9 protein-coding genes are annotated in these 9,276 nt (G+C 72.4%); 3 read left to right on the top strand and 6 right to left on the bottom strand.

Annotated elements, in window-relative coordinates; genetic code table 11:
- Positions 1-88 precede the first annotated feature (88 nt).
- From CCN72_RS33330 to CCN72_RS33340, 3 genes are all read left to right on the top strand, one after another.
- Positions 89-763: a response regulator transcription factor gene (locus CCN72_RS33330; protein WP_086811987.1), complete on the top strand. Its 675-nt coding sequence runs from the start codon at positions 89-91 to the stop codon at positions 761-763.
- The gene (locus CCN72_RS33335) at positions 760-2,178 is read left to right on the top strand and encodes a sensor histidine kinase (protein WP_341868904.1); all 1,419 of its coding nucleotides are present in this window, start codon (positions 760-762) and stop codon (positions 2,176-2,178) included. Before CCN72_RS33330 ends, CCN72_RS33335 begins: the two co-directional genes overlap by 4 nt.
- Before the next feature lie 61 nt (positions 2,179-2,239).
- Complete coding sequence (locus CCN72_RS33340; RefSeq protein WP_086811988.1) at positions 2,240-3,100, top strand: endo alpha-1,4 polygalactosaminidase; 861 nt, start codon at positions 2,240-2,242, stop codon at positions 3,098-3,100.
- An 87-nt stretch (positions 3,101-3,187) separates the two neighbouring features.
- Here the strand turns inward: CCN72_RS33340 and CCN72_RS33345 are convergent, their stop codons facing one another.
- The 6 genes from CCN72_RS33345 to CCN72_RS41015 form a co-directional block, all read right to left on the bottom strand.
- Complete coding sequence (locus CCN72_RS33345; protein ID WP_086811990.1) at positions 3,188-5,176, bottom strand: glycoside hydrolase; 1,989 nt, start codon at positions 5,174-5,176, stop codon at positions 3,188-3,190.
- Between the two features lie 18 nt (positions 5,177-5,194).
- Positions 5,195-6,634: a sensor histidine kinase gene (locus tag CCN72_RS33350; RefSeq protein ID WP_086811992.1), complete on the bottom strand. Its 1,440-nt coding sequence runs from the start codon at positions 6,632-6,634 to the stop codon at positions 5,195-5,197.
- The gene (locus CCN72_RS33355; RefSeq protein WP_085568273.1) at positions 6,631-7,341 is read right to left on the bottom strand and encodes a response regulator transcription factor; all 711 of its coding nucleotides are present in this window, start codon (positions 7,339-7,341) and stop codon (positions 6,631-6,633) included. The genes CCN72_RS33350 and CCN72_RS33355 overlap by 4 nt, the downstream gene beginning before the upstream one ends.
- Entirely contained in the window at positions 7,325-7,915 is a 591-nt protein-coding gene (locus CCN72_RS41585) for a hypothetical protein (protein ID WP_143664287.1), read from the bottom strand. Before CCN72_RS41585 ends, CCN72_RS33355 begins: the two co-directional genes overlap by 17 nt.
- A gap of 148 nt (positions 7,916-8,063) precedes the next feature.
- Positions 8,064-8,939: a geranyl diphosphate 2-C-methyltransferase gene (locus CCN72_RS33365; protein WP_086811996.1), complete on the bottom strand. Its 876-nt coding sequence runs from the start codon at positions 8,937-8,939 to the stop codon at positions 8,064-8,066.
- A gap of 15 nt (positions 8,940-8,954) precedes the next feature.
- On the bottom strand, positions 8,955-9,276 hold a 322-nt coding region (locus CCN72_RS41015; RefSeq protein ID WP_425276195.1), incomplete at its 5' end, for a terpene synthase family protein.

A 9,276-nucleotide genomic window follows, 5' to 3' on the forward strand; every position in this document is an offset into this window, starting at 1 on the left:
GCACACGCATGGTTCTGACTCGTCCTTGGGGCTAGGGCGGCGCGCCCCTCCCCCTGCGCCGCCCTAGCCCCAAGGACGAGTCAGAACCATGCGTGTGCTCCTGGTCGAGGACGACGAAGATCTTCGGCATGTCATCGAGGCAGGGCTGCGGGGTGCCGGGTACGCCGTGGACGCTGTCGGGGACTGGCCGGACGCGGATGTTCTGCTCGACCTCGCGCCGTACAGCTGTGTGGTCCTGGATCGCATGGTGCCGTCCGGGGACACGCTGGACGCGCTCCGGGAGCGGAGGCGTCGGGGGTGGACGACGCCGGTGCTGTGTCTGACGGCGATGAACGAGGTACCGGACCGGGTGGACGGCTTTCACGCGGGGGCGGACGACTACTTGGCGAAGCCGTTCGCGATGGTGGAGCTGGTGGTGCGGGTGGGCAGTCTCCTCCGCCGGGCACCGGAGCGGACGCCCGTGCGGCTTCGCCATGGCGACGTCGAGATGGACGAGGCCCGTCGCGAGGTGCGCAGGGCCGGGATCCTGCTGTCCCTGACGCCCAAGGAGTACGCGGTGCTGCGCCTGCTGCTCCTGCACCCCGAGGAGGTCGTCACCCGCTCGACGCTGATCGAGCACTGCTGGGACGAGATGGCCGACCCCGTCTCGAACGTGGTGGACGCGGTCGTGGCGGGGCTGCGGCGCAAGCTCGGACCGCCCTCGCCGATCCGGACCGTGCGCGGGCACGGGTTCCGGTTCTCCGGCAGCGCGGATCCGGTGTGACGGGCGACCACGAAGGGCAGCGCCCGGCGCAGAGCCGCCCGCGCCGGGCGCCGCGGCGCGGACTCCTGACACGGCTCCTCCCCCGGCGGGACGCCCGTACCGCCAAAGAGCGGCGCACCCCGTCCCCGGCTCGCCGCCGTCTCGGCCGGCTCCAGTGGCGGCTGACGCTGGCGTACACGCTCATCACCCTGGCCGGGGTGGGCGCGCTGTCGTGGCTGGTGGTCCGTACGGACGCGCGGTCCTGGCAGTCCGCCGAGTACGAGGACCTGCACCGGCGGGCGGCGGTGGCCGTGTCGCTGATCTACTACACCGACGCGGGGATCCAGCTGGACGGCCTGTACGACGACGAGGCGACCAGCGCGGGCGCGCAGGTGATCGTGCTTCAGGCGCACGGGGGGCGGCTGCGGCGGCTCTTCACCTCGCACGGCCCCGGTACGGCCGTCGAGGCGGGCGCGGTCGACCGGATCGCGCACCGGGCGATGACCCACGACGGCACGGTGAGCACCCGGGCCCGGACCGGCGCGGGCGATCCCGTGTTCCTGCTGGCGCTGCCGTACTACCAGGACCAGTCGCAGAAGACGGCCGGCGCGGTGGTGGTGGTCGGCGATCCGGGGAAAGGGCGGGCCGAGCACCGGCGTCTGGTGGTGGCGGTGCTGTCCGGCTCGGGCCTGTTGGTCCTGCTGTCGGCGGCGACCGGATACGTGCTGTCCGGGCGGAGCATGCGGCCCGCCTGGGAGGCGCTGGACGCGCAGGAGCGGCTGCTCGCGGACGCGGCGCACGAGCTGCGTACCCCGGTGGCGGTGATGCGCGGCTCGGTGGACATCGCGGACACCGATCCGGGAGGCCTGCACTCACATCTGCCGCGGCTGCGGCGGGCCACGGACCGGATGACGGACGTGGTCGACAACATCCTCACCCGCGGACGGCTCCAGGCGACGGACACCTTCCGGCCGGTGCCGCTGCGCCTCGACCAGCTGGTCGAGCAGGTCTGCGAGGAACTGCCGGTCTCCCGGCACACGGTGACGGCCTTTCTGGACGCGTCGGTGGCGACGGCGGATCCGGCGCTGGTGCGGATCGCGGTACGCAATCTGCTGGCCAACGCCCTGCGGCACGGGCGGACGCCGGGAGATCCGCAGGACCGCGCCGAGGTGGACGTCATGGTGCGCGGTACGGCGGTGACGGTGGCGGACCGGGGCGCCGGGGTGGACCCGGAGGAGCTGCCCGGCCTGCTGGAGCGGTTCCGCTCCGAGGGCGGTGGCACGGGCATCGGGCTGTCGCTGGTGCGGGAGGTCGCCGCCGCGCACGGCGGGGAGGTGACGGTGCGGCGCAGGCCGGGCGGCGGTTCGGCCTTCGTGCTGACGCTGGGGCCGCTCCAGCGGTCGGCCGGGCACCGCCGGGCTCCGCGTCCCTCATGAAATCCTCATGGTCGGCGGCTCAGGATGTGCGGGTCAGTACGAACTTTGCACAGGAGTCCGTGTGTCGAAGCACTCCGCTGTACCTTTCTTCCGCCGCAGGAGCACCGTCGTCGCCGGTGCCGTCGGGGTCGCCGCCGCTCTCGGGACGGGGCTGACGCTGTCCGATGTCTTCGCGGACACCCCGGCCGCGAAGGCGGCGCCGAAGGTGGTGCTCCCCGCGGCCGACGCCACGTTCGACTACCAGATCGGCGGCCCGTACACCCCGGCCAAGGGCGTCACCGCCGTGTCCCGCGACCGGTCGGCCAAACCTGCCAAGGGCCTCTACAACGTGTGCTACGTGAACGCGTTCCAGGCCCAGCCCGATTCGTTGAGCTGGTGGACGAAGAACCATCCCGATCTGGTCCTGCGGGGCAAGGGCAAGCGGCCGGTGATCGACGAGGACTGGGACGAGGCGCTGTTGGACACATCCACGGCCGACAAGCGCTCCCGTCTCGCCACGGTCGTCGGCGCGTGGATCGACGGCTGTGCCAAGAGCGGCTTCCAGGCCGTCGAGCCGGACAACCTCGACTCCTACGAGCGTTCCGGCGGCCGGCTGACGAAGGCGGACAACGCGGCCTTCGCGAAGCTGCTGGCCGGCCGCGCCCACGCCGCCGGTCTCGCCGTCGGGCAGAAGAACACGGCCGACATGCTCTCGGACCGCACGAAGATCGGCTTCGACTTCGCCGTCGCCGAGGAGTGCGGGCAGTACAACGAGTGCGGCGCGTACGCCAAGGCGTACGCGAACCGTGTCTTCGTGATCGAGTACAAGAACAGCGGCTTCGACCACGCCTGCGCGGACTTCGGCCCGAAGCTCGGCATCGTCCGGCGCGACCTGGACGTCTCGGTCCGCGGCTCCGCGAACTACACCTTCCGCACCTGCTGATCGGCCCCGGTCCGCCAGCCCTCCAAGCCGCCGGGCCACAACGGTCCGCCGGACCCGTGCGGTCACAGGCCCGGCGGACCCCGGCGCTCACAGACCCGGCGGACACATGCGCCGGGCCTTGCCGCCCTTGAGCACCGCGTCGACGCATCCGCCGGGCAGGCCGTCGTGCGTCGCGGTGGAGAAGTTGGCGGTCACGGTCAGGGTGCCGTCGCCGAAGGTCGTCCGCTGCACCAGGCTGTCCGGCGTCAGACGGCGGAAGTCGGTCATCGGCAGGGTGGCCGCGGCCTTGTGCAGCGGCTCGAAGTACCGTTGCAGCGCGGCGATCTGCTCACCGTGCCGGTCCAGTTCGGACTGGTCGAGCACCAGGTTGAGCGGCACGTTGTACAGCATCGCCAGCAGCGCGCGGGTGCGGCTCTGGTCCGGCAGCTTCGACCAGGACAGCTCCCAGCGCTCGGTGCTGATCACCGAGTCGTGCAGCACCGTCTGGTACAGCGGCACCCGGTACCTCGGGTCGTACATCGCCTTGGCGATGTCGTCCGGCAGGTGGACGGGCTTGAAGTAGACCCCGGGCGCGCCCGCGGGTGCGTAACCGCCCCAGGTGGCCCGGTCCCGCTCCAGCGCCCACAGTCCGTCGGTGACGGGTGTGCCGGAGCCGTGGCTGAAGGACACCACCCCGTTCGCCCAGGAACCGGCGCTCTCCGAACCGAGCACCAGCTTCCGGTCGCCGGACAGCCCTGCCATGCGCTCCAGCCGGTTGCGGCGGTCCTGCGCCTGGGTCATCGGGTGCGCCGGGGACCGGTCGGTGAACAGCTCGCCGGCCGCGTCCACGTCGAGGAAGTAGCTGTCCGCGCCGTTGGCCGTCATCTCCCGGGTCCGGTCGGCGAGATAGTGCTTCGACGGCTCGGCGCGCCGGAGCGCCTCGGAGCTGACGTAGCAGCCGCGCCCGCCGAAACCGGTGACCGGCTTGCCGTCCGCGTCCCGTACGCAGGCGTCCGGCCACACCGGGGACGGCCACTTCGAGACCGGGGTGTCGGCCGAGTCCGGGTCCTGGGCGTTGGCCCAGGAGTCGTACGGTCCCACGAGGTAGCCGGAGCGTTCGGCGAGGGCGACGGCCTTGGCGTCCATGGGCGAGCCGTCGGCGTCGTAGCCGAGCCACATCCGGTCGATGCCGAGGTCCCGCAGCCGGCGCACGCCCTCGGCGGTGCGTGCCTGGCCCCAGGTGTGGGCGTGGAAGGCGCCCACCAGCTTGCCCACCGCGGGGTTCGCGGCGATCTTCGCGCGCAGGGTGGTGATGCCGCCGTGGCCGAGCAGCCAGGCGCGGTAGTCGCGGGCGGCGGCCACCGGGGAGCCGTCGGTGAGCGCGAAGGTGATCTTGTAGTCGCCGGTGTCCTCCCGCGCCGAGAACGTGTGCCGCGCCTCGGTGCGCAGCCGGCCGCTGGTGGAGGCGAACGTCAGTGTGCTGCCGATGTCGGACTCGGCGATGTAGCTCGACCCGTGCCGTCCGGCGAGGCTGGTGCCCCAGAACGGCATGGTCAGGCCGTCGGACAGGCCCGCCTCGCTGCCGGCGAGCCCGGCCTTCGACGAGTTCCACCAACGGTCGGCGACCGGCACCGACAGGCCCTCGCCGCGCGGTATCTGCATCTCCCGGGTGCCCGGGTCGGCGCCGGTCACCGGCCAGTTCAGCGTGGCGTCGCGGTCGGAGCGCACCGACACCGCGAGGCGTCCGTCGCGGGCGGCCGCGGTCACGGTGAAACCCGTCGACGGATAGCGCCAGGTGGCCTCGCTCCCGCGTACCGACACCTTCCCTGCGGGGCCCAGGCCGTCCGCCGCGGGCGCCGAGAGCTGCCAGCCGCGGCCGTCGTCGGCCTGTGCGCGCACGGCCAGGGACGCGGTGTCCACCGTCGTGTGTCCGCCGGTGACGGGCACGGTCACCCGGCCTCCGTGCACCTCGACGCGCTGCCGGTCACCGGTGCCGTCGCCGAACGCGGTGGCCGTGCCGACCACGCCGAGCACCGCGAGGGCGCCGCTCAGCGCGACGACCTTCTTCCTGGTCTTCCTGATCTTCCTCGCCTTCATGGTCCGTCACTGTGGTGGTCAGGGATAAGAGACTTGTGAGAGGCCGTCGGAGGCGGCGGAATCCGGTGTCCGCAGCCGGAAGAGCGCACCGCCGCCGGGCGCCTGACCCGCGGTGAGGTCGGCGTGGTGGGCGCGGGCGATCTGGCGGGCCATGGCGAGACCGAGCCCGGAGCCGGGCAGGGCGCGGGCCGTGCGGGCCCGGTAGAAACGGTCGAAGACGTAGGGCAGGTCCTCGGCGGCGATGCCGGGCCCGTGGTCGCGGATCTCCAGGACCGTGCCGCCCGTCGTACGGGCCAGGGTGACCTCGACGGGGCGGCCGGGCGGACTGAACTTGGCCGCGTTGTCGAGCAGGCTCGACAGCAGCCGGGACAGCCGCGCCGGTACGCCCGCCACCGTCCCGGTCTGCGTGTCGTGGGCGATCCGCAGCCGGAAGGGAACGTCCGGCCAGTGGTCGCGGGCCGCGTCGACCGCGTGGGCGACGACCGAGGCCAGTCGGACGTCCTCCACCAGCGGGTCCGGCTCCTCCTCGCGGGCCAGTTCGATCAGGTCGTTGACGAGGACGGTGACCTCGCGCAGCTGGCGGCCGAGCCCGCCGGCCGCCCGTTCGCGCTGTGCCGCGGTCAGCCGGTCGGAGCGGGCGAGCAGGTTGGCGCGCAGCGCGGTGAGCGGGGTGCGCAGTTCGTGGGAGGCGTCGGCGACCAGCCGGCGCTGGGCGGTCACGGACTTCTCCAGTTCCCCGAGCATGGTGTTGAAGGCGGCGGCGAGCCGGGTGATCTCGTCGTCGCCGTCCGCCCGCTTCGGGGGCAGCTCGATGCGGTGGCGGGCGTCGCGGGTGGCGGCGATGCGCTCCGCGGTCGCGGTCAGCCGGGCGACCGGGGCGAGGCCGGTCCGGGAGACCCAGAAGCCGAGCACCCCGGCCAGGACGACACCGGCCGCGCCGACGGCACCGAGCAGTCCGGCGGCCTGCCGTACCCCTTGGTCGACGGTGTCGGCGCGCACCGCGACCTGGAGGGCGCGGCCCGCCCCGAGGGGAGTGGTCAGCATCCGGGCGCGGTGGCCGGCGAGGCGGAGTTCGCTGTAGAAGGGGCCGCGGGTACCGGCCGCCACCTGGCGGGTGGCACCGGTGACGGGCAGCAGATAGGGGCCCGCCGGATCGTCGGCGGCGCGAGCGGGCACCAGTTGGGTGCAGGCCGGGGCGGCGAGGTACCGGCATTCCCCCTGGACGACGCCCGGCGGTTCCTGCCGGTACTGCTGGGCAGCGAGCCGCGCGGACTGGGTCAGATGCAGGTCCAGCTGGTGCAGCAGTTGCTGCCGGATCACGAGGAACGCGGCGGCGCAGACCCCCACCACGACGACGGCGACGGCGGCCGAGGCGGCGAGGGTCAGCCGGGTGCGCAGCCGGCGGCGCGGCCACCCGCCGCCCCTCCGTCCGCCCCGGCGCCAGGGCAGGCCCCTCATGGCAGGTCCAGCCGGTAGCCGACGCCGTGCACGGTGTGCACCAGCCGGGGTTCGCCCCCGGCCTCCAGCTTGCGCCGCAGGTAACCGACGTACACGGCGAGCGAGTTGGACTCCGGTCCGAAATCGCGGCCCCACACCCGGTCCAGGATCACGCTTCTCGGCAGCACCTGGCCGGGGTGCCGCAGCAGCAGCTCCAGCAGGGAGAACTCGGTACGGCTGAACTCGACGGCGCGGGCGCCGCGCCGCCCGGTGCGGGTGACCGGGTCGACGACGAGGTCGGCGAACGACAGCTCCGTCCCGGCCGCGGGCCCGGCGGGTGCGGAGCGGCGCAGCAAGGCCCGTACACGTGCCACGAGTTCGTCCAGGGCGAAGGGTTTGACCAGGTAGTCGTCGGCGCCCGCGTCGAGGCCGTCGACCCGTTCGCGTACCGAGCCGAGGGCGGTGAGGACCAGGACGGGGGTGCGGTCGCCCAGGTTCCGCAGCCGTCGGCAGACCGCGAGCCCGTCGAGGCCCGGCAGCATCACGTCGAGGACCACGGCGTCGGGTTCCCACGCGGCCACGGCGGACAGCGCGCCGGGCCCGTCCTGCGCCCCGCGGACGTCGTAGCCCTCCACCGCGAGGCCGTCCTCGACGGCGTACCGCACCTCGGGCTCGTCGTCGACGACCAGGATCCTCGCCGCGCACACCCGCTCACCAGCACTGTTCATACGGCCAGCTTGCCAAACACGGCCCGAAAGGCGGCGCGGGGGCCGCTGCCCTACCCGACGGGTGCCAGGGGTTCGTCTCGTAGCACTGCACGGGCAGTGCCGTGATACCGGGATCGACGGGCAGCACTTGCGTGGCCTGCGTGGGTGCTCCGCGGTAGTCCTCGGGGTGGCCCTGCATCCAGGCGTTGATCTTGTCCCGGGTTCCGGTGAGCTGGTCCTGGTGCTTCTTCAGGTTCCCGAAGGAGGTGTCGTCGCCCAGTTCGCCCCACAGTTTCGCGAGCCGGGCGAGAGGTTCCTTGAAGTGGCCCGGGCCCTGGGGGTCCGCTCTCATCGCCTTGTCGAGACCGGTGAGTTCATCGTGCAGGCGGCCCAGGAAATACGCGCGGTTCCCGGGGGTCGTACAGCCGTCGTTGTACGTGGCCTGCAGTCCGGCGAACGCGTCGCGGACCTTCTCCACGTCCTGTGGCGGTTCCGTCGCGTTCGCGGAGGCCGACTCCTCGGTCGGGGTGGCCGGGGCCGTCGTACGGATGTCGTGGGAGGGCGGTGATCTGTCGCGGGCGGATGCGTTGATCATGCCGTCCACGACACTCCTGCGGTCGCGCCGGTTGCACCGCCCGGCTTCCGTGGCAGGGTGCGACGCCGTGAGCAGTGCGGTCAGGGCGGGGCCCGGAGGTGGCGGGCGGGTCCCTGACCGCTTTGTCGGCTGCGGAGTCGACCGGGGCTCAGACGCGGTCGGCGGCGATCAGGACGTACTGGAAGGAGCCGTCCCGGTAGGACTCGATGAAGGCCTCCTCGATGCCGGTGACCAGTGAGGAGGTGGCCCGCAGCTCCCAGTAGGGCAGGGTGTCGGAGGTCAGGTCGATGATCGTCTGGGGCACGAGCCGGTTGTCGGCCATGGCGCGCAGGTACTCACGGCGGGAGTGGATGTTGCACTCGAAGTGGGCGTTGATCTGGGAGACCCACTTGGACGGCTGGCCGTAACGCGGGTTCCAGCAGCCGGTGATCGTCACATAGCGGCCGCCCACCTCCAGGATGCGGGAGTGCTCCGCGAACAGATCGTGCAGGTCGACGTACATCGTGGACTCGTTGTTCCACGAGGCGGCGACACTGCCCTTCGCGAAGGGGGTGTCCAGCATGTTGCAGACGTGGGAGCGGACATGGTCCTCGATACGGAGGTCCCGCGCGCGCCCGTTGCCGAACTCGGCCTGCGTCTCGGACAGGGTGACGCCCTGCACCCGGCAGCCGAACCGGCGGTAGGCCATCACCATCGAGCCGCCGCGCCCGCAGCCGGCGTCCACGAGGGTGTCGTCGCTCGTGATGGCACCGAGGTGGTCCAGAAGCAGCTCCGCCTGGGCGGACTCCAGCCGGTGCAGCTCGGCGATGAGCTTCTTCTCGTACTCGCGGTGCTCCGGGTCGCCGAGCGCGGCGTGGTCGACGGCGCCGATGCCGTAGTGGTGGTGGTAGAGGCCGTCCACGTCACCGAGGCGCAGGTTCACCGGCCTCGCCTCGTTGTTCCAGTACCGGGCGATGTCCTCCTGGTAGGGGGTCGCCGGGGCCGGGATCGTCGCGGAGAGGGCGGGGGTCGTTTCCGTGGTCACAGGAATATCCGTTCGTTACCAGAAGTCGGGCAGGCTGTAGCGATAGGTGTTGGTGCGGTGCCAGTCGTGGTTGCCGTCGACCCAGGTGGCCACGCCCTTGAGGAAGCGCAGCACGCTGGGCAGGGGGCACTCCGCCGCGACCTCGGCCGCGGCGGCCTCGAAGGCGTGCATGAGCTGGTTGTGGACCTCGACGGCCTTCAAGTAGGCGTCGCGTTCGCAGAGTTGATCGCGCCGCGCGATCACCACCGGCAGGTTCAGATGCAGGCCGGGGCTGTCGAGTTCCTTGGTGTAGGAGTAGAGGTCGTTGACGATGGTGGCCGCGTTGCCGGCGAGGGCG

This window comes from Streptomyces murinus, from assembly GCF_002154555.1.
Lineage (GTDB): Bacteria > Actinomycetota > Actinomycetes > Streptomycetales > Streptomycetaceae > Streptomyces > Streptomyces murinus.

Bases quoted from the DNA above. Each gene is read 5' to 3' on its own strand.
- CCN72_RS33330 (WP_086811987.1), top strand. From the start codon at position 89: ATGCGTGTGCTCCTGGTCGAGGACGACGAAGATCTTCGGCATGTCATC.
- CCN72_RS33345 (WP_086811990.1), bottom strand. From the start codon at position 5,176: ATGAAGGCGAGGAAGATCAGGAAGACCAGGAAGAAGGTCGTCGCGCTG.
- CCN72_RS33350 (WP_086811992.1), bottom strand. From the start codon at position 6,634: ATGAGGGGCCTGCCCTGGCGCCGGGGCGGACGGAGGGGCGGCGGGTGG.
- CCN72_RS33355 (WP_085568273.1), bottom strand. From the start codon at position 7,341: ATGAACAGTGCTGGTGAGCGGGTGTGCGCGGCGAGGATCCTGGTCGTC.
- CCN72_RS41585 (WP_143664287.1), bottom strand. From the start codon at position 7,915: ATGATCAACGCATCCGCCCGCGACAGATCACCGCCCTCCCACGACATC.